This is a genomic window from Enterococcus sp. DIV1224 (assembly GCF_050555455.1).
Lineage (GTDB): Bacteria > Bacillota > Bacilli > Lactobacillales > Enterococcaceae > Enterococcus_B > Enterococcus_B lactis.
Genome location: NZ_CP187859.1, coordinates 147,442 through 172,865 on the forward strand (window position 1 = coordinate 147,442; position 25,424 = coordinate 172,865).

The window sequence follows — 25,424 nt, forward strand, 5'->3', positions numbered from 1 at the left end:
GCGATTGCTATTTGAAAGAAACGCTCCCCAGACTCCTTTTTTCACAAGGTGAAATGTGCTACAATAAAGGGAACGTATGTGTGCAAAAGAAAGAGGACTAGAATATGTATGAATATCTGACAGGTGTGGTTACCTTTATCAACCCCTATTACATAGTAGTAGAAACCAATGGTATCGGCTACCAGATCGCACTAGGAAATCCTTACCGCTACAGCAGCAAACTAAATCAAAAAATAAAAATTTATGTCCATCAGGTGATCCGCGAAGATGCACATCTTTTGTATGGATTTGATTCTTTAGAAGAAAAACAACTGTTTTTGCGATTAGTCAGTGTTTCAGGAATCGGTCCAAAAAGTGCTCTTGCGATCATGGCAAGTGAAGACCACTCCGGTTTGATCCAAGCAGTGGAATCCAGTGATGTCACTTATTTGACAAAATTTCCAGGGGTAGGGAAGAAGACGGCGCAACAAATGATCTTGGATCTAAAAGGAAAATTTGGTGAGCTGAGTATCGATACGCCCTTCAGTCTATTCGATGAAGCAACTACAAAAGACGCTACCGCTCTATCTGAAGCAATGGAGGCTCTCTCAGCTCTTGGTTACAGTGATAGAGAAATCAAACGTGTAGAAAAACAATTAAAAGAAGTCGATAATCAGACAACGGATGAGTATTTACGCCAAGCACTCAAGCTGATGATGAAAAAATAAGGAGGAGACCAAATGACAGATGAATACTTGTTATCACCAGAAACTGGCGAAAATGAACTGAGTTTGGAAAAATCTCTTCGTCCGCAGTTGCTTTCTCAGTATATCGGGCAGAGAAAAGTCAAACAAGAGCTTCAGATCTACATCGAAGCTGCCAGAAATCGGGAAGAACCATTAGATCATGTTCTGTTGTATGGGCCTCCTGGATTAGGGAAAACGACGATGGCTATGGTCATTGCTAATGAGATGAACGTGAACATTCGTACGACAAGCGGCCCCGCTATCGAACGTCCGGGTGATTTAGTAGCGATCTTAAATGAACTGGAAGCAGGGGATGTCCTATTTATCGATGAGATCCATCGATTGCCTAGAGTAGTAGAAGAGATGCTTTATTCGGCCATGGAAGATTTTTATGTAGACATCATGGTAGGACAAGGACCAACCGCACATCCGGTCCATTTTCCTCTTCCTCCCTTTACTTTGATTGGGGCGACGACGCGAGCAGGTATGCTTTCTGCACCTTTACGCGATCGATTTGGCATCATTTCACATATGGAATATTATGACGAACAGGATCTGCAGGAGATCGTTTTACGTTCTTCGGATATTTTTCAAACAGAGATCATTGAAGAAGGGGCATTGGAAATTGCTCGCCGATCGCGAGGAACGCCTAGAATCGCGAATCGCTTACTCAAACGGGTTCGTGATTTTGCGCAAGTTCAAGGAGACGGGAAAATCGATCGTCCTATAGCAGATCAGGCTCTTACTTTGCTACAAGTCGATCAAGCTGGTTTGGATTATGTTGACCAGAAATTGTTACGGACGATGATCGAATTATATGGCGGCGGACCCGTAGGATTAAGCACGCTTTCCGTAAATATAGGAGAAGAACGAGAAACAGTCGAAGATATGTATGAACCGTACTTGATCCAAAAAGGATTTTTAAAGCGTACACCTAGAGGGCGAATGGCTACGGCTTATGCTTATGAACATTTCGGCTACGACTATCATATGTGATTTTTGCTTTTAGATTGGAGGAAAATGAATGAGTGATACAACACGTACGAAACAATTGATCAAAAACGTATTGATTGATTTGTGCCAAACACAATCTTTTCGAAAAATCAGCGTCCAAAAAATCGCAAATGAAGCAAAAATCAATCGTCAAACATTTTATTATCATTTTACAGATAAATACGATTTGCTTCGTTGGGTCTATTGTGAGGATGCCTTGCATTATTTAGACCCGCAATGTCTTACTCTTGATAATTGGGAAGAGCAAGCATTGAAAATGCTGAAAGCAATTGCTGAAAAGAAAGAGTTTTACGCAAATACTGTGCTTTCTGACCAAGAAATTTTACAAAAAGAATTCTCTCAACTAATCCAAAAATCTTTTATCAAGATTTTTGAGCAAATGGATGAAGAAAGACAGCTTTCTGCAAAAGATAAACTATTTTATGCTCGTTTTTTTTCTTACGGTTGCAGCGGCGTGTTAGTCAATTGGATCACGAATGAATATGAAGAAACACCGATGGAAATCGCTATGCAGCTTTTCCGTTTAGCCAAGGATACGGAATTATACTCTTATCGTCTTTATGCAAAAGAAGAGTTGGAAGAACAGTAATAGAAATAATCTTTCGTTGAAAAAGCCATGATCGTTAAAAGGAGATGGGAAAATGACAAAAATTTTATTTGTTTGTTTGGGAAATATTTGCCGTTCACCAATGGCAGAAGGCTTGTTGAAGAAACGAATAGCATCAGAAGGAAAGGAAGCAGAATTTTTTGTGGATTCTGCTGCTACAAGTACGTATGAAGTTGGAAAGACACCGCACCCTGGAACGAAAAAAATATTGAACCAAGAAAATGTGGATATGACGAATATGGTTGCTCGTCAAATCACACCCCACGATTTTGAAACTTTTGATTGGATCATTGGCATGGATCAAGAAAATGTAGAAGAACTGAAAAGAAGAGCACCACGCTCAGCACAGGAAAAAATCCATTTGTTTTTAAGTAGCATCCCTGGAAAAGAAAAAGAAAATGTTCCCGATCCATACTATACCAATAACTTTGATGAGACATATCAATTGATCACAGAAGGGTTAGATCATTGGTGGAACATTTGGATGGATGAAAATAAAATAACAAACAGTTTATACAATTAGCGCTTTCTTTTTTTAGAGACGTTAGAGCATTTCCTTGTTTTTTTGTAAAATGTTAGGTAAAATAAGATTAATTAAGTAACACTTTCTTAGCTAAAGGAGGAGTCCATTCGATGAACGAAGAGACAGTATCACCAATGAAGAAGCTTACGAAGTTAGTTACTCATACCTCGTATCAACTTTTTGATTCTTTTGTAAATGACACTGAAGAACATGCTAAGAATGTACGATTGCAAGGAAAGTTTATTCTTGAGCTGCAAAAAGCTGCGACTGAACATAGTTTAGTTATCTTACAAGTAAGAGCGAATCGTTTGAGTAGCAAGTATGAAACGATCTCAGGTTGGGTGGCGACAAAAACGGTCGAAAAAGACCGAGTAATGATTCGCCTACAAAACGAAGAGCAGCAGATCCGCATGGTTCCCGTAGAACAAATTGAAAAAATAACAATCCTTTCGCCAGCAGGAGAACAGGAACGGTTATCAAAATAATTTATACCAGATAGAAAAGCACGTATGAGCTTGTACCATCAATCATTACTAATCAAAAATAACCGAATGCTTTAAGCGGATACCGATAAAACGAAACGTTTTACGATGAGTATCACAGCATGACAGCATTCGGTTGATTAGTTGAATCGATTGTATGGGACAAGTTTTTTTGATAAAAAAAGGTCCTGCTAGCCGGGGAGCCAGCAGGATAAGGAGTTAAAAATGAAAAAGTGTTGTTAGGGTTGTTTGTTGGTATGCTTATATAATAGTCATTAGTTGTGAATATTTTGTGACGAAAGTTTTCGAAAGTTGTTAAGTTTTTTTGCGAAATTTATTTTTATATCATGTATTTGTCTAAAATTTTATACTATAAAAAGACACGTTGTGCAATCAGCTACCCTTTGGTATTAGTTCAAAAAACGGTAAAATAGCTCCTTATATTTTGCTGTTTTGCTTTTCTAATACTTAAGCCAAGGCGCTGATTTCACAGCCTTTTTTTACAAATCCAGCGATTCCTATGAGTCAAGAACTATTTTTTCTTCAAAAAGAAATAATAGGAATAGAAGCCTTGATAGTTGCGATAAAATAAAAATGGATAGATAAAATTCGAGAGAAACATGTATTGACGTGGCAGATGAAAGGGTCAGATTTGTTAGTGTATCAGGAGTGCCGTTAGAAGAACACAAGGAGAGAAAAGATGGAACTATTAGAAAAAGAAAGTATTGATTTTTATTTGGAGCGTGCTTGGACTGTGTTACGGTATGCTTTTTTCAAGGAAGAAGAGTATGACGGACTAAATAGTCATCAGGAGGCAGTTTTAGAATTTCTCAATTACTCAAATAGATTGCGTACTGCCAGGTTATGGTGGAGCAAAGAAGGGCTTATAGTTTCTAAAAAAATATATGCACAAAAACTTTACGAATTCAGAGAAGAAAAAATCAACTATACGGATATCCAATTTTTTGACAAGATGAAAGAGTATCCTATTTATGTGAATAAAGAAATGATGAAGGCGAAAGAATCACGCCTGAATCATTCTGGGCTGAGGATGGTATCTATCGGGCTTCTTTTCTTGATGCGCCTCAAGGAGCGGCAGGAACGGAAGAAGAATTTAACCAGTTGAATGATCGTCTTTTCTCAGATAAAGATCATCTGCATATTTACCTTTGGAATAATGAATTTACGAATTATTATAATAACGGTCGTTATTGGAATGGTGCTTATGTGTGGTCAGTGTATGACGAAAAAAGAAAGCGATTTACTGTTTTTGATGCTATATTGGTATTGGATTGAAGAAAGAGGAGCCGCCCTTGGCGGCTCCCCCTTTTTTATCAATCCAATACTTCTTCTTTCTTAGCGAAACTCCAAATCAGGCCGATAACAAAACCGATAACTGCTGGCACGATCCATCCCATCCCCAATTTGAAAAACGGCAAGTAGTTTTCCGCAACATGTAAAAGATTTTGAACGATAGGGGTTTGCTTGATAGATTCTGGGCAGGCATTCAACCCATCAAAAATCGAAGCAATCAATGTAAAATAGGTAGTCATCCGATAAACAGCTGTACGCTGCTTAAACAAAGGACCAACCAACACTAACAGAATCAATGTCATTGCTAATGGATAGATGAACATCAAAACAGGCAACGAAAATTGAATGATATTCGTCAAGCCTACATTTGCCGCTAAACAGGGAAGGATACTGGCAAGTGCAACAAAAAAGGCGTAATTTCTTTGCGGGAACAAATCCGTGAATGTTTCTGCAAAAGCTGTAATCAAACCAATACCAGTCTTCAAACAAGCTAATATAACGATGAATGCTAATAAGATACTTCCATAAGTGCCTAAATAATGATCAGCAATCTGAGCCAGCGTGATTCCGCCGTTTTCACTTAGAGCAAAGCTACCTAAGCTCATAGCACCTAAATAAGCGAGCAAAGTATAAATGATTCCCATCAATATAATGCTGATCGCACCAGATTTGATCGTGTCTTTAGCAATTTCAGCAGGTTTTGTTACACCCATGTTTTGAATCGTCGTAACGATGATGATCCCAAATGCTAAAGCAGCAAGCGCATCTAATGTGTTATATCCTTGAGTAAATCCTGTGAAAAAAGCATGGTCTTGGTAATTTGGCTGAATAGGCGCTTGATTGACAGAGCCTAATGGATTCAAAAAAGCAAGGAGAAGCAATGCCCCTAATAAAACCAAAAATGCAGGATTCAGGAATTTTCCAACATAATCTAATATCTTTGTCGGTTTTCTTGAAAACCACCAAGCCAGCACAAAAAATACAATACTGAAAATTGCTAGATATAGCGTCTGTCTGCTAGGATCGATAAATGGTGCTAAACCAATCTCGAAAGATGTGGTCGCAAGGCGAGGTAAAGCAAAAAACGGTCCGATAACTAAGTAAAGCAAGATGGTAAAAACCATAGCATATGTTTGATTTATCCGTTTTGCTAATTCATATACACCTGAGCTTTTCGATACACCAATGGCAATCACCCCTAAGAAGGGAAGACCGATACCGGTAACCAAGAAACCTAGATTCGCCCAAAAGGTAGCAGCGCCTGCTTCTTGACCCAAATGAACGGGAAAGATAAGATTTCCAGCACCAAAAAATAGACCGAAAAGCATGGAGCCTATAAAAAGATAGTCTTTAAATGATAATTTTTTTGTCATACATAACTCCTTTACGGTTTTTTTAAAAGTAACAAAATTTCGAAAAATATGCAACAATTTTCAGAAAATTTCCTATATAAAACGATGGTTATTTAATAACATAAGTGATAAAATAAAAGCGCTGAATCATCTGAGGAGGAATCATCGTGACAAAGTCGAGATTAGAAGCATTTACTGATGGAGTAGTGGCCATCGTTTTGACAGTTCTTGTATTAGACATCAAGATTCCTGATCCATCTGGTTTTCATTCTTTGTGGGTCATCCGAAATACATTATTAGCTTATGCAATCAGTTTTATATTTGTTGCGGTAATCTGGGTGAACCATCATCGTATATTCCAGATGGCAGAACGCATCAATTACCGAGTGGTCTGGTCGAATATCTTTTGGCTCTTCTGGCTGACCTTATGTCCTTCCGTTACTAGTTGGGTCGGGCGTAACCCTGAAGCTTTTTGGCCTGAGATGGCTTATGTCTTAGTATACACGATGTGGAGTTTTTCTTTTGGTATATTGATGAGGCAAATCATGAAAGCAAATAAACCAGATTCCCATGTCGTGAGAGTTTTGTCAAAGGACCATCGAAGTTTTATCTCCATGTTTATTAACTTATGTTTGATTGCCGGTATCCTTTTTGTACCGATGATTGGGTTATTCGGACGTTTTTTCGTATCTGGTATTTGGATTTTTTCCTATAAAAAAGCAGATGCCTATTATCAGCGGTTGTTTCCGGGGAAATAAAACATACTAAGATTAGAGGGGAACATCATTGACGAATGATGTTCTCCTCTATTTTCTATTTTTAGATTATAGTGAAGAGTGAAAGAAAGTTCGAACAAAGCCTTGAGGACTACGAGTCCCTATCAAAAACCGAACTTCTTTACTGTCATTTTAGAATCAGGTTTACGTATGTTGGGGCCATGAGCCCGTGTATAGGAAATTGGAATCGAAATGAAGCAGTAAAGTTCTTTCAAAACTTAAAAAGGAGGAAAACAAATGCCTTACATTCTTGCATTAGATGTTTCAATGGGACACAGCTACAGTGTCCTATACAAAGACGACACCTGCTTATTTGAAGACGAGATCGAACACACTCAAAGAGGATTTCATGCATTACTCGAAGAGATCCAGCACTTGCCTGAACGTCCATTGATTGTTTTTGAAGCAACGGGGATTTATTCCAGACCAGTCGAAAAGTTCTTTCAAGATCATCACTTTTCTTACTGTTTGTTAAACCCGTTAGAAGCGAAAAAGCAGATGGAAGAAAACACCTTATGCAGTTGGAAAACAGATAAATCGGATGCCCATCGGATCGCACAGACTCATCTTAAAAATCAACGTCAGCCAAAAGAAGTACAAAGCAATTTTTACTTAGAGATGCGCGATTTAGCCCGTTTTTATCAAGAAATTGAGAAGAAAATCACTCGTCTGCGCATGGATTTACACAACTGCCTTCAGTTGACTTTTCCAGAGCTTGAACAGTTCTTTTCAAACAGGCTGACCCCTTACGCATTGACATTGATCCGTCTTTTTCCCCATCCAGATTTTGTATTGGCATCTACTCGGACAAAAATAAAAAATAAACTGATCAACGAAACACGGAAAAAAATCTCCGCGAATCGTGCCGAGCAAAAGGCAGATCAAATCATCCACTATGCACAGTGTGCCTATCCAGCTGTTCAAAAAGACAGTATCCACTGTCAAAAAACGATCTATTACGCCGAACTTCTCCAAGATTTACTCGAACAAAAAGAAGCACTGGCGACACAAATGATCAAAAAAGCCGAAGGCTCTCCTTGCTTTTTGTTGTACCAAACGTTCCCTGGGATTGGCGCACTCACAGCCGCTTTATTGCTCGGTGAATTAGGAGATATCACACGATTTGAAACCCATAAACAATTGAATGCCTTTGTCGGAATCGACATCCGACGGTATCATTCAGGTAAGTATACTGGCCAAGACCGCATCAATAAGCGTGGTAATCCCAAAGCACGGAAAATTATTTTCTTCACCATTCGAAATATGATTCGCCAGCAACGCGCAGCTCCTAATCATATTGTCGATTATTACTACAAATTAAAAAAGCAACCTATCCCTAAGAAAGATAAGGTTGCCACAGTTGCTTGTATGAACAAGCTTCTGAAATGTATGCACGCTATGGTTAGGGCACATACAGAGTACGACTATGCGTACGCGGTCTCAGTGGACCATTAACTAGACCACTTACAGTATACCACTTCTTTGCCCAGATCGAAAATTTTTTTACGAACGGGGCTTTATTTGGTGTGCCTTGATTTTTTCGCTTTTGTTTACGAGCTATTTTTATTACATCTTTTACTTGACTAATCGTAGGAAAAGGCTGTGACAAAAATCTTGTCACAGCCCTTTTTCCGAATAAACGGTGTTCTCCTGCCAACTCCTCGGTCACAAGTCACAATATTCAACAAACATGAGAAGCTGTTTTTTTGAAATTGCTCCTTGTGACTCAGAGTGAAACGGCAGGCTCACGACCTCTTTCTTAAACGGTGTTCAAAAGCCAGTTTCTCGGTACTAAGCCAAATCTATGCAAAAATGTGGAAAGCCATTTTCACAAAATTTTTCTTACTACTCGAAACTAAGCGTCTTTTTCACAACCTCTGGTTCACGGTGTTCCAGAAGTAGCTTCTTTGAAATAAGCTGAAATTTCACAAAAATTTAAGAAGCAATTTTCGTCAATTCCTTCTTATTTCTTGAAGCTGACCACTTCTGTCACAACCTCTTTCTTACTTCTTACGTTCATATTTCATATGATAGATCAGTAAGAGAAGCAAGAACCACGCAGGTGTCAGTAATAAAGCGATTCTCGTATCTTTTCCTAGGAACAAGACGACACACACAAAGGCCATATAAAGAAAGACCAAATAATTACTTAATGGATACAGCGGCATTTTAAATGAATGTGCTTTTTTGCCGATGATACTTTTACGATATTTCATATGCGTGTAGACAAGCATACTCCAAATAAACAAGAAACAAGTAGTGGCAATACTGCTTACGAGTGTGAATACTTCACTAGGCATCACGTAATTCAAGATAACCGAAATGAAAATAACGATCGTAGAAAATGTCAAAGCATTCCCTGGAACATGATGTGTTGTTAACTTTTTGAATTTTTTAGGAGCACTGCCTTCTTGTGCTAAAGAACGAAGCATACGTCCTGTACTGTATATGGCACTGTTGCAGGCAGAAGCTGCTGCACTTAATACGACTAGATTGATCAAGGATGCAGCAATCGTGATCCCAATTTCCGAAAATACCTCTACAAATGGACTATTATCTGGATTCAAGCTATTCCATGGATAGATGGCCATAATGACAAAAAGAGAACCTAAGTAAAATAAGATGATCCTGATAGGAATATTATTGATAGCTTCCGGCAACACTTTTTCAGGATTCTCTGTTTCTCCAGCGACTAATCCAACTAATTCGATCCCAGCAAAAGCAAAGGTCACCATTTGAAAAGCCAAGATGAATCCTTTGGCACCAGTCGGAAAGAATCCGCCATGAGACCATAGATTCGTGATGCTGGCTGTGCCAATATCTGTCGTATAGTGGGTGAGGATCATATAAGCACCTACGAGGATAAAGGCAATGATCGCTACAACCTTGATCAAGGCAAACCAAAACTCTAACTCACCAAACAACGAGACAGCCACCATATTCAAGCAAAGAAGAAGACCTAATGCAATCAGTTCAGGAAGCCACTGAGGAACACCAGGTGCCCAATAGCGTACATACATCCCGATGGCTGTTAAATCTGCCATTGCAATCGATACCCAGCAGAACCAATACGTCCAACCAGTGATGAAAGCCGCTTTTTTGCCAAGATATTCTGCAACAAAATCCAGAAAAGAATGGTTATTAGTGTTTGATAACAGAAGTTCGCCTAACGCACGCATAATGAAAAAACAGATGCATCCAGTGATGAGATAGGCGAGCAATATCGAAGGGCCAGCTAGCTGGATGGACTTTCCGGAACCTAAAAACAGCCCCGTTCCAATCGCTCCGCCAATAGAAATCAGTTGGACATGTCTATTTTTCAGTCCACGCTGCAGTTCTTGCTCTTCATTCATTTTTAAATCATCCTAACTAAAAAAGTTTATATTACTTCCATATTAAGAGAGTTTTCTGAAAAACACAACTAAGATTCCAAAATTTTCAGAAATTTACCTTTTACGAGTAGGCGCAAAAAAAGAACTGCGGTAAACACCGCAGCTCTCTGTCCCAATCAGCTATTGATCCTAAGCATTTAAAATACGTGAAAGGAACTCTTTTGTACGTTCTTCTTTCGGATGGACAAAGATATCTTCTGGTGTACCTTCTTCTGCAATCACACCTTTATCCATAAAAATGACACGGTCAGATACATCTTTTGCAAATTCCATCTCATGCGTCACGATAAGCATCGTCAAGCCAGTATGTGCTAAGTCTTTGATCGTATTAAGCACTTCACCAACCATTTCAGGGTCTAACGCCGAAGTAGGTTCATCGAATAACAATACATCTGGATTCATCGATAATGCCCGAGCAATTGCGACACGCTGCTTCTGCCCGCCAGACAATTGTGCTGGTTTAGCTTCGACATAACGATCCATACCAACTTTTTCCAGATTTTCGATTGCTACTTTTTTGGCAGTTTCTTTATCTCGTTTCAGGACAGTTGTTTGTCCAGACATACAGTTTTCCAAGACGTTCATATTGTTGAAGAGATTGAAGGATTGGAAAACCATACCTAGATTCGTTCGATATTTAGGTAAATTATATTTAGGAGCTAATACATTTTCTCCATTATAAATGATCTCGCCGCCTGTTGGTTTTTCTAGTAAATTGATACAGCGCAAGAAAGTAGATTTACCAGAACCAGAAGAACCGATGATCGTCACAACTTCGCCTTTGTTGACTGTCACGCTGATATCTTTCAATACTTCATTTTCACCGAAGCTTTTTCTTAGATGGTTGATTTCAATAATTTTTTCACTCATGATTCTTCCTCCTTATTCCTGCAAATTTGAATTGTCGATTTCTTCAAGCTTTGTGTAAGCAGAAGGGCCATCGATTTTCTTTTCTACCGCACGCAGGATTCTGGTGATCGTAAAGGTCATGACTAAGTAGATGATCCCGACGATCGTAAATGTTTGGAAGAATTGGAAATTCGCACCGGAAGCAGAGTTCCCTTGGAAGAACAAATCAGCTACGCCGATTACACTTAAAACGGCTGTATCTTTGATATTGATAACAAATTCATTCCCCGTGGCCGGCAAGATATTCCGTAAAACTTGTGGAATAACAACTTTTCTCATCGTTTGGCCATGGGTCATACCAATGGCTTGCGCAGCTTCGAACTGTCCTTCATCTACTGCAAAAATCCCCCCGCGGACGATCTCTGTCATGTAAGCTCCAGTATTGAGAGAGACGATAAACAAAGCGGCAATCGTTCGATTCAACGAAATACCAAAAGCGAGTGCCAGACCGTAGAAGATGACCATTGCTTGTACCATCATCGGTGTTCCGCGGAATATTTCGACATAGATAGATAGAAGTGCATTTCCGATTTTTTGGAAGAAGCGAGTCAGTGCATTTCCTGATTCAGGTACCGAACGGAAGACACCAATCAGTAATCCAAGTGTGGTACCGACAACTGTCCCGATTAATGCGATGAACAAGGTAAGTCCAGCACCTCGTAAGAACATATTGCCATATTGTTTCCAAATCGTAGTGAAGTCAGAAATGATGCCGGTTTTTTCTTCACTATCAGTTGCAGCAGGCTGGTCTTTGACTGCTTGGTCCATGATTTTTGTTCGTTCATCGTTAGAGATGCCAGAAAGAATCTGGTTTACTTTTTGGATATCCGGGTCGCCTTTACGCATACCAACAGAAATCTGAACATCTTCCGGGTTTGTCTGGAAGCCATCTGCACCGCTGAATTCGAGCATTTCCAAGTCTTTGTTCACACTAGTTGCTGTTACACCTTCCGGACGTTCGCTGACATAACCATCGATCATTCCAGAAGCTAACGCTGTTCTCATGGCTGAGAAATTATCCATTGCTTGTTGTTTCTGCACATCCGGTATCTGATCGATCACAGTATAATGGAAGGTATTTAGCTGAGCAGTGATCTTTGCTCCAGAAAGATCTGCTAAACTTTTTGCCTTTGCGTATTTGCCATCTTTCTGGACTACTACTACTAATTGTGATTCATAATATGGATCGGTAAAATCAATTTCTTTTCGTCGTTCAGCAGTAGGGCTCATTCCGGCGATGATCGCATCGATCTTGCCTGATTGAAGGGCAGGAGCCAGACCATCCCATTTTGTTTGGACGATGACTAATTTTTTCCCTAAACCATCTGCTACTTTTTTAGCGATTTGAACATCATAACCGCCGGCGTAACTATTTTGGCCTTGGATTGGCAAGGCGTTATTCTCATCTGTTTGTTGAGACCAGTTGAAGGGTGCATACCCAGCCTCCATACCTACGCGAAACTCATCGCTCGGTGTTTTTTCATCTGCATTTGCCAGAGATCCCACACTGAATAGTGAGAAGACAAAAGCAAATAGTACGGCAACTGAAACCATATTTTTTTTCATTTTTTTCTCCCTTTCTGATTATATGATACACGAGCGGTCTAGATGAAATGCGGTAAAGCTTTATCTGAAAAAATAAAAAGCGACCGATTTATAGATATAAAAAGGCCGCTAAAATTCCATAAGGTGATAAACCTCTCACAAAACATAGCGCAACTTAGCATCACTGCTAAGACAGTCCGCAAGCTCTTAACTTGCGTCCCAACATACACTTCAAGCAAAAAAGTGTACATTTCGGCGATCCTCCCTATTCCTGCTTCTCCATGTTTGCTTCACTCCACAGGGTTAATGATTCTCGCGACCTCTACCTCATTGATTGAGGCATCTCGTATTCAGTTATTTATACAAAAAAAGTTTACGATACTCGAGAGGCTTTGTCAATCTATAACTGCTGTTTTTTGAAAAAATACTGATAAATATAGAAATCTTTACTTTTACCGAAAAAACAATCACAATGTGAATCATCTATCCATTACAAACAATAGTATAATTATACACAAAAATGTATGTAACACAATAAAAAAAGAACTGAAACAGAAAATTTTCTGCATCCAGTTCCACCTCGATTATTTAAGCAGCCGCTTTCTTTGGCTCGCGTCCTAGGATCGCTTGCAAAAGAACAACGACACCGTAAATGGCTAATATTAGATAAATCAAACTTGAGTATTGAGTGATTCCCCAGCCCCATGTTCGATAAACGGCTAATGTAATGGCTAAAACAATGGCGGCAATCACGTTGAATAAAGCAAAAGCCCAAAGATTTCCATTTTCTTTGCGTACAAGGTAAAAAACAGAGAAATAAACACTTAACGCTAACCAGGCGATGCAAGCCAGAATAACGCCCCAGTAAATAAAGAATGGTAACATATCGATTCACCTCACTTTTATACAGCAGTATTGTAACACGTTTTCATTCTTTTGTCAGTGAGGATTGTGATAAATTGTTCAAATGTCCCTCACACTTTTTTATTCCTATTTTTCACACTTTTCAACAATAAATTTGTTTGAGTATGGGCTATAATGGAAAGTGAGGTGACAAAACATGAAACAAGGAACAGTAGACGAAGCAGCAAAAGAGATATTGACTCATCAGAAAATCACGTTTTTGACCGGTGCTGGGGTATCCACACCTTCTGGAGTGCCAGATTATCGATCACTGACAGGAATCTACCACGGAATGGAACAGCCGGAATACTTGCTGAGTCATCAAGCAATGGTAAATGAACCAGATAAATTCTATCAATTTGTCAAAAAGATTTATCATCCTGAAGCAAAACCAAATATTATTCATTTAGAAATGGCACAGCTAGCGAAAGAAAAAAATGTCTGGGTCGTTTCGCAAAATATTGACGGGTTGCACGCAAAAGCTAAAAGCCCGCAACTCGTCAATTTTCATGGAAGTTTGTATCAATGTCATTGTCGAAAATGTAAGCAAACAGTAGACTGGAAAGAATATCTTCACAGCGACAAACATCAAGCATGCGGCGGACAAATACGCCCGAACATCGTGTTATATGGTGAAGGATTCCAAGATGAAGTCATTGAGCAGGCGGCTTACGCCGTCAGCCAAGCAGAGCTGGTCGTCATTGTTGGAACGAGTTTTCAAGTTCATCCATTTTGTGATCTGGTACAATTTCGCCAACCGTCAGCCAAAATTTTAGTAATCAATCAAACGCCTGTTTATTTAGCGGAACCTTATACGTTTGTTCAGGAAGACGGAGCGGTTGTTTTCAAAAAAATACAAGAATTAGGAGTAGACTATGACTGAATTCAAAACAGAAAAAGAAAAAATGATTGCAGGCGAGCTTTATTTTGCCAATGATCCTGAGCTGGTTGCCGACCGTATGTTTGCAAGAAGTCAAAGCCAAATCATCAACCAAGCCGAATCAGCGGAACTGCGATCCCAATTGTTGAAAGAGACATTTGGTCGTACAGGGAAAAAAATCTATATGGAGCCAGTTATCAATTTTGATTACGGATATAATATATTTGTCGGTGAGAATTTTTATGCAAATTTCAACTGTACATTTTTAGATGTCAGCACAATCGAAATCGGTGATAACTGCATGTTCGCTCCCAATGTCCAGCTGTATACGGCAACACATCCGTTACATCCAGTGAAACGTAACAGTGGTTTGGAGTACGCAAAACCCATAAAAATCGGTGATAATGTTTGGTTAGGCGGAGGCGTTATCGTCACGCCGGGTGTCACGCTAGGAAACAATGTAGTGGTCGGCGCAGGTTCGGTCGTGACCAAATCTTTCCCCGACAATGTAGTGATTGCAGGAAATCCTGCTCGTATCATCAAGACAGTAGAGGAAGAACCGTTAGAAGAGTCTCTTGAAACATTACGTCAAAAGATCGATACGATCGATCGAGAATTAGTTGCTTTATTAGAAAAAAGAATGGATACAGTAACTAAAATAGGACAAGTAAAAAAAGAAGGAAACAAAGCAGTTTATGATGAAAAAAGAGAGCAGCAAGTATTGGATAAAGTGGCTAAACTGCTGAAAAATAAGGGATACAAGGAAACAATAACAGACACATATGTTGATTTGATGAAACACTCGCGCGAATACCAAAACAAAATGAAGGAGGAATAAGTGTGATCGAAGGAGAGGCACGGCGAAAACAAATCATGCAAACCTTGGCAAATACAGAAAAACCAGTGAGTGCTAGCAAGTTTGCGAAAACTTTTGGAGTCAGCCGTCAGATTATTGTCGGTGATATTGCTTTACTACGAGCGGCAGGTAAAAGTATCGTGGCAACAGCAAGAGGTTATATCCTTGAAACAGAAGAAACCAATACTGGACATATCAGTAAAATCGCGGTCCAGCATGGAAAAGATCAAACAGAAGAAGAGTTGAGACTCATCGTTGAAAATGGCGGTGAAATCATTGATGTGATCGTAGAACATCCGCTTTACGGTGAATTAACAGGCACGTTGCACATTAAAACGCCACAAGACATCGATTCATTTATGAGACGTTATCAAAAAAGCAATGCTTCTTTATTATCCGAACTCACAGGAGGAATCCATCTGCATACGATCCGCTACCCAGAAAAGCATATGCTGAAAACAATCAAGCAAGAACTAGCTGAAGCAGGTATCTTATACGAAGGATAACAAGCTCCATAAAAAAATAACACCGAAGAACTGGCGGAATTTAAACGCCAGTTTTTTTATTTTCAAGAAAAAGCAGTTCTTTTTGTTTAAGTAAACTGTTCTATACTTTTTAACAAGTCAGAAAAAAGGAGATGTTCAAGATGGACACTGATAAACAGAAAGAACAAAAAATCAGCTTATATATTGACAAAGGATTGGAATTTGATCAGTACAAAGAAAAACATTACACTAATTATTTAACTGCTATAACAGATACTGTGTTTAAGCATGCACCACAGATTTCTGATAAGAACATTCAACAGCAATTCTTTGAAAACTTTACGGCATATCTTTCCCCTGAAACAAAAGAATGGGCTTTATGGGAGGATTTCCAAAAGGTTAGCAGAAAGTTTGAAGAACTTAAATTAGAGAATATCTGTAAAAATCTGAATATAACTTTTGATAGTGAATCAATCGATTCTGAAAAAAAAAATTCGATGATTATTTGTACAACTTGAGAGGACAAATAGCCGTGGAAGTAGCAAAAACAAGCCCAGTGGTTGAGTTGAACCTTTACTATGATCCAGAATTTTTACATGCAATGGATGCAGCTGATGGTGGTGTGGATGCTACTGAATTAATAATGATAGTAGAAGATTGGCAAGAAAGTGTGTACGAGATGGAATGTAACATTGCTAATGGAGTGGAAGGAAGCTACTCTAGTCAAGTACTCCGATATGTATATCACAACAATGAAGGATTAGAGGGGAAGATTTATTTATATAACGAGCAAAAAGAGTTCGTTGAAAAGATGCCTTGGGAAAGAGACGAAGATCTTGCTACGGTGTGGCAAGAGGAATGTCAAACAACGTGTCTTACACTAGCTCCAACTCAAGTAGCTAAGAAGGAACCCACCCAACAACTAAAAGACCTATCCAATGAGCAAAAGCATTCAGTGATCACTCGGCAACAAGAGGCTTCTGATACAAAGGCAGAACGTGAGACTCCGCTGGAAAACATCAATTTTGCTACATCAGAACAGACAAAGCCTTTCTCGAAAGAAAGAGATGAAAGCATAGACAAGAAAGATGATAAAAAGATGTATATGGATAGGAACCCTGAATTATGGAAAATATCTGTCAACGACTTTGGCATGGACCTAAGACCAGTGGGACAGTCGACTCAGTCAAAAGGGTTACATCCAAACAAGTCAGCGCAACTAACTGATTTAGCTTCTCGCCATCACCAAAAGCCGCTGTCAGATTTCATAACAGCAGCTAATGTACAACATAAAGCGGATGATCAATTAAACAATCGGCAACCAAATAGTCCAACAAAACAAAACGTGCGTATGAATACACGAACAGAAAAACCGTTGGTAAAAGTAGATTCTTGGGAAAACAGAGAGGGATTGAAGCAAGAGACCGATAAAAATCAAGGGAAGAAGCGAGTGGGACAGTTAATAAAGTCATGGGAAAATCGGCAAGACAGTAACTCAGGACAGGTTCTAGACAATCGCACCCAAACAACGGGCATAGCAACACTAAATTCAAGAAAACAGAGGTTAAACCAACTCCAAGAAGGCGCAACGAAACATAAAAGCTATCTTTTAGGAGATAAAAAACATATAATCCCCAATAAAAATTTATCTCTATCCAAGACACAGCCGTATGCTGAATTTTGATTTTAGTAATTTTGATTTCAGTCAGTGACAAAACATAAAAAGGGAAGTGACGATTTTCTGTCACTTCCCTTTTATAAAGCTTTCTTATGCCATAGAATCGAAGGATCAATCCAAGTCTCTACTCGATCACCAATACGCCTTCTTTTAATGCAAATGGATTTTGATCGTTGATGTGGTCATAGAACATCACACCGTTGATATGGTCGATTTCATGTTGAACGACGATCGATTCATAATTCTTCAAACGAATCTTGTGTTTTTCACCATTCATATCATAATAAGACACAGTGATTTTGGCATGGCGAACGACATATCCTGGTACTTCTCGGTCAACAGATAAACAGCCTTCACCTTCCCCTAAACAAGCATCTTGAACAGAATGGCTCAAAATTTTAGGATTATACATAACAGTACTTAGAGAAGGTTCATCTACCTCTGGGTCTGCACTTGGTACGTGAACAGCAATGATTCTTTTAGAAATATCTAATTGAGGTGCAGCTAAGCCAACACCGCCTCGTAAGTGCAATTCTTCAGCTTTGATTGGATCTTGGCTGTTTTTTAAGAACTCAAGCATCTCTTTTCCTAAAGAGATATCTTCTTCGCTTAATGGAAGAGAAACTTCTTCTGCTACTTCGCGTAAGGTCGGATTTCCTTCACGAATGATATCATCCATTGTAATCATGGAATATGTACCCCTTTCTTAAAAGACTATATTCAAGTCTATTTTCGCATTATAGTTTACCACAAAAATGGAAAAGTAGTAGTAAGATTGTTTGAAAACTACTTTTTCTTAATGATTAACCACTTGATTTCCAGCCCGGTTTCAGGTAAAGTATAGCTGTGTGCTCTAGGCGCACGGCCTGCCACTTGGTTAAGCGAATCACCAACGTTTTACTCAGTCGCAGGGGAATAATCGAAAGAGGTGAAAGAAATGGCAATTTCAAAAGAACGCAAGAATGAAATCATCAACGAATATGCTCGCCATGAAGGGGATACTGGTTCTCCAGAAGTACAAATCGCTGTATTAACTGAAGAAATCAACCACTTGAATGAACATGCACGCGTGCACAAAAAAGACCATCATTCATACCGCGGCCTAATGAAAAAAGTTGGTCACCGTCGTAACTTGTTAGCTTACTTACGTAAAACTGACGTTCAACGTTACCGCGAATTGATCAAACGTTTAGGCTTGCGTCGTTAATTTTAGTCAAAAAGAGTGGGATTCACATGAATCTCACTTTTTTTACTCGTATATCAATTAAGCAAAATTCCGTGATCAAGCTAGATGGACTCCTACTAACCAAATGAAAGCTGCTCAAAAAACGGCTTTCAGCAGTTTTCATTTGTTTAGTAGCGTCTTGCTTTCACGAGAAGGAAAAGGAGAAGTTATGTCAGAAAAACAAGTATTCAAAACGACATGGGGCGGCCGTCCCTTACAAATCGAAGTCGGTCAGCTAGCAAAACAAGCAAACGGAGCCGTTTTAGTCCGTTATGGAGATACAGTGGTCTTAAGTGCAGCTGTGGCCTCTAAAGAAGCAAAAGATACAGACTTTTTCCCATTAACGATCAATTATGAAGAAAAAATGTATGCAGCAGGGAAAATCCCTGGAGGTTTCATCAAACGAGAAGGTCGTCCAAGTACGGAAGCAACATTGACTGCCCGTTTGATCGACCGTCCGATTCGCCCGATGTTTGCGGAAGGCTTCCGTAATGAAGTCCAAGTAACGAACATCGTGATGAGTGTAGAAACTGACTGTTCACCAGCTATGGCAGCGATGTTAGGTTCTTCTTTAGCATTATCGATCTCAGATATCCCATTTGATGGTCCGATTGCAGGTGTAGAAGTTGGTCGTGTAAATGGTGAGTATGTCTTGAATCCAACGGTAGAGCAAGCAGAACAAACAGATATCGAATTGACTGTTGCTGGTACGAAACAAGCGATCAACATGGTTGAAAGTGGCGCGAAAGAAGTTTCAGAAGAAGACATGCTTGGTGCATTGCTGTTTGGTTTTGACGCTATCAAAGAATTAGTTGCTTTCCAAGAAGAAATCGTTCAAGCAGTAGGAAAAGAAAAAATGGAAGTCACTTTACTGCAAGTTGATGAAGTATTGAAAAAAGAAATCTTTGATGCTTCTTACGCTACAATGAAAGCAGCAGTAATGACCGAAGAAAAACTTGCTCGCGAAGAGAACATTGAGCAAGTGAAACTCGATATTCGTGAAGCTTACGCTGAGAAATTTGCAGGTCACGAAGATGAAGATCACTTATTGAAAGAAGTCAAACAAATCACGGAAGATTTGGAAAAAGATGTCGTACGTGAATTGATTACCATCGATAAAATCCGTCCTGACGGGCGTAAATTGGATGAAATCCGTCCATTGTCATCAGAAGTCAGCTTATTGCCACGTGTACATGGTTCAGGATTGTTCACACGAGGACAAACACAAGCTTTATCTGCTTGTACACTCGCACCTTTAGGAGAGCACCAAATCATTGACGGTTTAGGGGTTGAAGTCAGCAAACGATTCATCCACCACTACAATTTCCCTCAATTTTCTGTTGGTTCTACAGGACGTGCAGGATCTCCAGGTCGTCGGGAAATCGGACATGGCGCATTAGGAGAACGTGCATTGGCACAAGTAATCCCTTCAGAAGAAGAATTTCCTTATACGATCCGCTTGGTAGCAGAAGTATTGGAATCAAATGGTTCTTCTTCCCAAGCAAGTATCTGTGCTGGCACGTTAGCATTGATGGATGCAGGAGTACCAATCAAAGCACCTGTTGCCGGTATTGCGATGGGACTTGTTTCTGATGGTGAGAACTATACGATCTTAACAGATATCCAAGGGTTGGAAGATCATCTTGGCGATATGGACTTTAAGGTTGCCGGTACAAAAGATGGGATCACTGCTTTGCAGATGGATATCAAGATCCAAGGAATCACAGAACAAATCCTAACTGAAGCATTGACTCAAGCAAAACAAGCACGTATGGAAATCTTAGAAGAATTGACTTCAACGATTGCTGCTCCACGTGAAGAATTAAGCCAATATGCACCAAAAATCGAAATGATCCAGATTGAACCTGCTAAAATCAAAGACGTCATCGGTAAAGGCGGAGACACGATCAATGGAATCATCGATGAAACGGGTGTAAAAATCGATATCGATCAAGATGGAAAAGTAAGTATTGCTTCTGCTGATGCAGAAATGATCAAAAAAGCCATCAAGATCATCGAAGATCTGATAAAAGAAGTCAAAGTCGGTGAAGTTTATCTAGGGAAAGTTGTCCGTATCGAAAAATTCGGTGCATTCGTCAACTTGATCAAAGGAAAAGATGGACTTGTCCATATTTCTCAATTGGCAAACGATCGTGTCAATAAAGTCGAAGATGTTGTTAAACTAGGTGATGAGATCCTTGTGAAAGTAACTGAAATCGATAAACAAGGACGCGTAAATCTGTCAAGAAAAGCAATGTTGAATGAAGATGATTCAACGAAAAACGAAGCAAAATAATTTTAATTCTTATGAATATTGTGTCTTGTGATCAAGAAATTGGCAGGAGAACAACAATTATTCGAAAAAAGGGGACTGTGACAGTTTTTTGTCACAGTCCTTTTTTTGCGAATAAACGGTGTTCAAAAGCTTGCATCTGCGGTAATCAGTCCAGCCAAGTTAAAAACATTAGGAGCTGTTTTTACTTGGCTGTTCTTATTACTTGATGCAGAACAGCTTTTTTACAACCTCTCCAATAAACGGTGTTCAATCAGCTGTCCCTCGATATTAGCTCAAAAAACGGCAAAATATGAGGAACTATTTTTCCGTTTGTTTCTCTAATACTCAGGTCAAACCGCTGATTTCACAACCTCTGATTCACGGTGTTCCAGAAGCAGCTTCTACGGAAATAAGCTGAACACTTTTGTCACAACTTCTTTTTTTCTGGAGTTTCTTGGTGCATATTTTTGGAGTCCTTCTAAATAAAGCGTAAAATAAAAGTGAGATAAAGGGACGAAGGAGGGGAAGGCTATGCTGAACTTTTTATGGTCGTTGTTTATCGGCGGTGTGTTAGGTTTGATAGCTGGTGCCATTTTGGGAAAGGAAGTCCCAGGTGGTGTATCTGGAAATATCATTATCGGCTTTTTAGGCAGCTGGCTTGGCGAATTTTTACTAGGACCGCTTGGACCGGAACTTGGCGGTTTTTATTTGATCCCAGCATTATTGGGTGCAATTTTTTGCCTTGCTCTTTATTCATTTGTGGCAAGACGCATCAGGGAACGACCAAAGAAAGAATAATTTTATTCAAATAAGTTGACACTTCAGTGTGTTACTTGGATAATTAGAAGCAATTTAGGAAAGCGGGTGTCATGGATAAGAAGATCGTCTATCATTCAAGCTTACCTAAAGGACATCCATATAACAAGAAATGAGGGAAAAACGTGGCAACAACGCACAATACCAAAAAGATATCAATGGCTGGCCTGCTTGTAGCGATGGGAGTCGTCTACGGAGACATCGGGACAAGTCCGCTTTACGTGATGAAATCGATTGTTGAAGATAATGGCGGATTGACAGGAATCAATCCTGATTTTGTTATCGGATCAGTCTCATTGATTTTTTGGACATTGACTCTACTAACAACGATCAAATATGTCGTGATTGCATTGAATGCAGATAACCATGGGGAAGGTGGAATTTTCTCACTCTACACACTTGTCCGAAAAGGTGGGAAATATTTGATCATTCCTGCAATGATCGGAGGAGCTGCCTTATTAGCAGATGGGGTATTGACCCCTGCTGTGACAGTAACGACTGCGATTGAAGGATTGCGGGGAATTCCGCAGTTTTTTGACCGGTTCGGTAATAACCAGAACGTGATCGTCATTATCACTTTAGTTATTATTTTTGTCTTATTCATGGTCCAACGCTTTGGGACAGATATTGTCGGAAAAGCATTCGGACCAATCATGTTCGCTTGGTTTACTTTTTTAGGAGTAATGGGGTTGCTGAATTTTAGCCAGGATTGGACAGTTATCCGTGCATTGAACCCTTATTACGCAATCCAGCTGCTTTTTAGTGCAGATAACAAACTAGGCTTGTTCATTCTTGGAAATATTTTCTTGGCTACGACAGGTGCAGAGGCGCTTTATTCCGATCTTGGACATGTCGGCAAACGAAATATTCGTTTGAGCTGGCCTTACGTCAAAATTTGTTTGGTTATCAATTATTTTGGGCAGGCTGCATGGTTATTGAATATTTATCAAAACCCTGAAGCACAGCAAATCAAGAACCTGAATCCATTCTTCCAAATGATGCCTCAAAGTTGGATCGTGATTGGCGTTGCTTTTGCAACAGTTGCTGCGGTGATTGCTTCGCAAGCATTGATTACAGGCTCGTTTACGCTGGTTTCGGAAGCCATCAAGTTGAAACTGCTGCCTCGATTAAAGATCATGTATCCTGGAAACAGTATCGGGCAAATGTATATCCCAGCAGTCAATCTGATTCTATGGATCGCCTGTTCTCTAGTGGTTGTCACATTCCGAACTTCCCATCATATGGAAGCTGCTTATGGTCTGTCAATCACGGTGACCATGTTGATGACGACGGCACTGCTTTACTTTTATCTTATCCAAAATGGGCATTCTCGTTGGTTTGCATATTTAGTTACCTTTTTCTTTGGTGCAATAGAAGTTGTTTTCTTTATCTCAAGTGTCGTCAAATTCTTCCGTGGCGGTTTTGTAGCCGTTCTGATTGGTTTGATCATCTTAGTTGTGATGTTCATTTGGGAACAAGGAAACATCATCCGCGAATCGTCAACTGAGGATGTGTCTTTGAGAGATTATATCCCTCAGCTTAAAGAATTACGTGATGATACTTCTTTACCAATCTATCAGACGAATGTAGTCTTCTTAGTGCCTGATATGGCTGAAGACAAAGTGGGACGACAGTTCATCTATTCGATTTTAGATAAGCGACCTAAAAGAGCACGAGTTTATTGGTTTGTTCATGTGGAAGTGACGGATGAGCCATATACGAAAGAATATCAAGTAGATATGATGGGCACCGACTTTATTGTCCAAGTGAATCTGTTCTTAGGTTTCAGGGTCCAACAGGAAATCAATGTATATGTTCGCCAAGTCATCCATGATTTGATGAAACAAGGCCGTTTGCCAAAACAGCCACAAAGATACTCTCTGACACCAGGACGGGAAGTTGGCGATTTCCAATTTGTCCTGATTGATGAAGTAGTCTCCAATGTGACAACTCTAGGAAAATGGCAGCGTCAAATCATGCAGGCAAAACTGGCAATCAAAAAAATCGCTACCTCGCCAGAAACATGGTTTGGGCTAGAGTACAGTGAAGTAAAACATGAAACTGTTCCGCTTATCATTGGAAATACTCGGAAAACATGGTTGAAAGAGCGATTGTGAAAGTAGCGCTTTGATCTGAATTCAGCTTTTGAATACCGTTTTTATCAGAAATCATGAAAAAGCTGTTTAGCAACAAGTAATGCAATGCTTTTGAGTAAGAAGGAGATGTGGCATTTTTCAGCCATATCTCCTTTTTTATTCCTAATATAAATACGCATTATTTTCAATCTTTTTGTAGAAAAAGGGTACAATAGAAAAAGAGAAAGGCGGGAGAATATGGTTATCAATTTCATTATTTTATTTTTGATGATCGCAATTACTTCATTTTTTGTAGCAAGTGAATTTGCTTTAGTGAAAATCAGACGATCAAAATTGGAACAACTAGAAAAGGAAAACGTGAAGAACGCCAAGCTAGCTCTTCATGTTACACACCATTTAGATAATTATTTATCAGCTAGTCAATTAGGAATTACGCTAACCGGTCTGATCATCGGGTGGGTCGGTGAAGGCTCTGTCGCGGCTCTACTGGAACCAGTGATTGGTAAACTACCTTTCAGTTCGGCTATCAGCAGTACAATCTCTGTGGCGCTAGGATTTATTTTAGTGACGTATATCGATGTGGTTATTGGCGAACTGCTTCCTAAGAGCTATAGTATCGTCAATACGGAGAAGGTCGTCTTGTTCGTAGTCAAACCGCTTCATTATTTTTATAAAGTAATGTTTCCTTTTATTTGGGTATTGAATCATTCGGCAGCGGGTCTAGGAAAGCTTTTAGGTGTGCGCCTCGTATCTGAAGGAGAAGAAACCTTGTCTCAAGAAGAGCTGACATTAGTCGCATTGAATTCTTATGAAAAAGGAGAGTTGACCAAAGAAGAATATCATTATTTGGAAAACGTGTTTGAATTTGATGATACCTTGGCAAAAGATATACAAGTAGATCGTACGTCTATGCAAGTATTCGAAGCTTCAGAAACAGTAAAAGAAGCGATAAAAGCTTCGATCGAGCAAGGACATACTCGCTATCCAGTGATTTTAGAATCCAAAGACAATGTTCTAGGTTATGTTACCTTACCAGATTTGATCAAGCAATCTTATAAAGATGACCAACTGACAGTAGAACATTTGATTAAAGAGCCAATCGTCACAACTGAAACGATCCCTATAAAAAAATTATTGACGATCATGCGAAAAAAAGGAAAACATATTGCTATCTTAAAAGATGAATATGGAGGGACAAGCGGCTTAGTGACGATTGAAGATATTTTAGAAGAAATCGTCGGGGAAATCCGGGATGAGACAGATTTGGACGAAGCGTTGATAGCGGAACAGTCAGATGGCTCTTATATCGTCTCCGGCAAACTAACATTAGATGATTTCCAACGTTATTTTCATGTAGAGATTCCAGAGTTTGAAGAAACGAATTTTACTACACTTGCGGGATTTGCTTCTAGCCGATACAAAGAAATAAACGCAGGAACGATCATTGAGATTGCCTCATTTCGCTTCACGGTATTAGAATACCAGCATGCACATATCGATTATTTCAAAGTAGAGACCATGGAAAGAGAAGCAGAATAAATGAAAAAGGGCTGTGACAAAAAATGTCACAG

General features: G+C 39.4%; 23 protein-coding genes, 1 pseudogene and 1 riboswitch. Of the genes and pseudogenes, 18 read left to right on the forward strand and 6 right to left on the reverse strand.

The features are described from left to right. Positions 1-104: 104 nt before the first annotated feature. The 6 genes and pseudogenes from ruvA to IGK53_RS00765 all read left to right on the forward strand — a co-directional run bounded on the left by ruvA (position 105) and on the right by IGK53_RS00765 (position 4,647). Positions 105-707: a Holliday junction branch migration protein RuvA gene (gene ruvA, locus IGK53_RS00740; RefSeq protein WP_002309787.1), complete on the forward strand. Its 603-nt coding sequence runs from the start codon at positions 105-107 to the stop codon at positions 705-707. A 12-nt stretch (positions 708-719) separates the two neighbouring features. Beyond that, the gene (ruvB, locus tag IGK53_RS00745; protein WP_002309786.1) at positions 720-1,721 is read left to right on the forward strand and encodes a Holliday junction branch migration DNA helicase RuvB; all 1,002 of its coding nucleotides are present in this window, start codon (positions 720-722) and stop codon (positions 1,719-1,721) included. 28 nt (positions 1,722-1,749) lie between these two features. Next, positions 1,750-2,328 carry a TetR/AcrR family transcriptional regulator gene (locus IGK53_RS00750; RefSeq protein ID WP_002290530.1) on the forward strand — a complete coding sequence of 193 codons (579 nt, stop codon included), beginning with the start codon at positions 1,750-1,752 and terminating at the stop codon, positions 2,326-2,328. Positions 2,329-2,380: 52 nt separating this feature from the next. Continuing rightward, a complete protein-coding gene (locus IGK53_RS00755) occupies positions 2,381-2,869 on the forward strand; it encodes a low molecular weight protein-tyrosine-phosphatase (RefSeq protein ID WP_430604873.1) in 489 nt (162 codons plus the stop codon). Between the two features lie 110 nt (positions 2,870-2,979). Then, positions 2,980-3,354: a hypothetical protein gene (locus tag IGK53_RS00760; protein ID WP_002289815.1), complete on the forward strand. Its 375-nt coding sequence runs from the start codon at positions 2,980-2,982 to the stop codon at positions 3,352-3,354. 697 nt (positions 3,355-4,051) lie between these two features. After that, positions 4,052-4,647: pseudogene (locus IGK53_RS00765) on the forward strand (hypothetical protein). Between the two features lie 38 nt (positions 4,648-4,685). On the opposite strand, the gene brnQ reads toward IGK53_RS00765, so the two are convergent. Next, positions 4,686-6,038 (reverse strand): branched-chain amino acid transport system II carrier protein, encoded by a 1,353-nt coding sequence (brnQ, locus tag IGK53_RS00770; RefSeq protein WP_002329739.1) that lies wholly within the window; start codon positions 6,036-6,038, stop codon positions 4,686-4,688. A 146-nt stretch (positions 6,039-6,184) separates the two neighbouring features. On the opposite strand from brnQ, the gene IGK53_RS00775 reads away from it, so the two are divergent. Together IGK53_RS00775 and IGK53_RS00780 are read left to right on the forward strand one after the other, a co-directional pair. Next, positions 6,185-6,775, forward strand: coding sequence for a TMEM175 family protein (locus IGK53_RS00775; protein WP_002329738.1), 591 nt, complete (start codon positions 6,185-6,187; stop codon positions 6,773-6,775). 255 nt (positions 6,776-7,030) lie between these two features. Continuing rightward, positions 7,031-8,248, forward strand: coding sequence for an IS110 family transposase (locus IGK53_RS00780; RefSeq protein ID WP_430604875.1), 1,218 nt, complete (start codon positions 7,031-7,033; stop codon positions 8,246-8,248). A 548-nt stretch (positions 8,249-8,796) separates the two neighbouring features. On the opposite strand, the gene IGK53_RS00785 is transcribed toward IGK53_RS00780, so the two are convergent. The 4 genes from IGK53_RS00785 to IGK53_RS00800 form a co-directional block, all read right to left on the reverse strand. Then, a complete protein-coding gene (locus IGK53_RS00785) occupies positions 8,797-10,146 on the reverse strand; it encodes an amino acid permease (RefSeq protein ID WP_002329736.1) in 1,350 nt (449 codons plus the stop codon). A 168-nt stretch (positions 10,147-10,314) separates the two neighbouring features. Beyond that, positions 10,315-11,055 carry an amino acid ABC transporter ATP-binding protein gene (locus tag IGK53_RS00790; protein ID WP_002293446.1) on the reverse strand — a complete coding sequence of 247 codons (741 nt, stop codon included), beginning with the start codon at positions 11,053-11,055 and terminating at the stop codon, positions 10,315-10,317. A gap of 12 nt (positions 11,056-11,067) precedes the next feature. Beyond that, positions 11,068-12,660, reverse strand: a complete 1,593-nt coding sequence (locus tag IGK53_RS00795; RefSeq protein WP_002329735.1) for an ABC transporter permease subunit — start codon at positions 12,658-12,660, stop codon at positions 11,068-11,070. A 137-nt stretch (positions 12,661-12,797) separates the two neighbouring features. After that, positions 12,798-12,972, reverse strand: a riboswitch (Lysine riboswitch). Between the two features lie 255 nt (positions 12,973-13,227). Next, positions 13,228-13,524, reverse strand: coding sequence for a hypothetical protein (locus IGK53_RS00800; protein WP_002293448.1), 297 nt, complete (start codon positions 13,522-13,524; stop codon positions 13,228-13,230). A 175-nt stretch (positions 13,525-13,699) separates the two neighbouring features. Between IGK53_RS00800 and IGK53_RS00805 the strand changes: the two genes are divergently transcribed. From IGK53_RS00805 to IGK53_RS00825, 5 genes are all read left to right on the forward strand, one after another. Next, the gene (locus IGK53_RS00805) at positions 13,700-14,425 is read left to right on the forward strand and encodes an NAD-dependent protein deacylase (protein WP_002329733.1); all 726 of its coding nucleotides are present in this window, start codon (positions 13,700-13,702) and stop codon (positions 14,423-14,425) included. Continuing rightward, positions 14,418-15,260, forward strand: coding sequence for a chorismate mutase (locus IGK53_RS00810; protein ID WP_002329732.1), 843 nt, complete (start codon positions 14,418-14,420; stop codon positions 15,258-15,260). The genes IGK53_RS00805 and IGK53_RS00810 overlap by 8 nt, the downstream gene beginning before the upstream one ends. A gap of 2 nt (positions 15,261-15,262) precedes the next feature. Continuing rightward, positions 15,263-15,784, forward strand: coding sequence for a transcription repressor NadR (locus IGK53_RS00815; RefSeq protein WP_002329731.1), 522 nt, complete (start codon positions 15,263-15,265; stop codon positions 15,782-15,784). A 140-nt stretch (positions 15,785-15,924) separates the two neighbouring features. After that, positions 15,925-16,281, forward strand: coding sequence for a hypothetical protein (locus IGK53_RS00820; protein ID WP_002293452.1), 357 nt, complete (start codon positions 15,925-15,927; stop codon positions 16,279-16,281). Positions 16,282-16,295: 14 nt separating this feature from the next. After that, the gene (locus IGK53_RS00825) at positions 16,296-17,447 is read left to right on the forward strand and encodes a hypothetical protein (protein WP_002293453.1); all 1,152 of its coding nucleotides are present in this window, start codon (positions 16,296-16,298) and stop codon (positions 17,445-17,447) included. Between the two features lie 118 nt (positions 17,448-17,565). Here IGK53_RS00825 and def read toward each other — a convergent pair whose 3' ends face one another. Beyond that, on the reverse strand, positions 17,566-18,129 hold the full coding sequence (gene def, locus IGK53_RS00830; protein WP_002293455.1) for a peptide deformylase: 564 nt from the start codon (positions 18,127-18,129) through the stop codon (positions 17,566-17,568). 249 nt (positions 18,130-18,378) lie between these two features. Here def and rpsO point away from each other — a divergent pair, with 249 nt between their 5' ends. The 5 genes from rpsO to IGK53_RS00855 all read left to right on the forward strand — a co-directional run bounded on the left by rpsO (position 18,379) and on the right by IGK53_RS00855 (position 25,392). Next, the gene (rpsO, locus tag IGK53_RS00835; protein WP_002289282.1) at positions 18,379-18,648 is read left to right on the forward strand and encodes a 30S ribosomal protein S15; all 270 of its coding nucleotides are present in this window, start codon (positions 18,379-18,381) and stop codon (positions 18,646-18,648) included. Between the two features lie 187 nt (positions 18,649-18,835). After that, positions 18,836-20,962 carry a polyribonucleotide nucleotidyltransferase gene (gene pnp, locus IGK53_RS00840; RefSeq protein WP_002329729.1) on the forward strand — a complete coding sequence of 709 codons (2,127 nt, stop codon included), beginning with the start codon at positions 18,836-18,838 and terminating at the stop codon, positions 20,960-20,962. A gap of 510 nt (positions 20,963-21,472) precedes the next feature. Beyond that, a complete protein-coding gene (locus tag IGK53_RS00845) occupies positions 21,473-21,739 on the forward strand; it encodes a GlsB/YeaQ/YmgE family stress response membrane protein (RefSeq protein ID WP_002293441.1) in 267 nt (88 codons plus the stop codon). Positions 21,740-21,882: 143 nt separating this feature from the next. Continuing rightward, positions 21,883-23,874: a KUP/HAK/KT family potassium transporter gene (locus IGK53_RS00850; RefSeq protein ID WP_002293439.1), complete on the forward strand. Its 1,992-nt coding sequence runs from the start codon at positions 21,883-21,885 to the stop codon at positions 23,872-23,874. Between the two features lie 216 nt (positions 23,875-24,090). Beyond that, positions 24,091-25,392 (forward strand): hemolysin family protein, encoded by a 1,302-nt coding sequence (locus tag IGK53_RS00855; protein WP_002293437.1) that lies wholly within the window; start codon positions 24,091-24,093, stop codon positions 25,390-25,392. Positions 25,393-25,424: the final 32 nt, after the last annotated feature.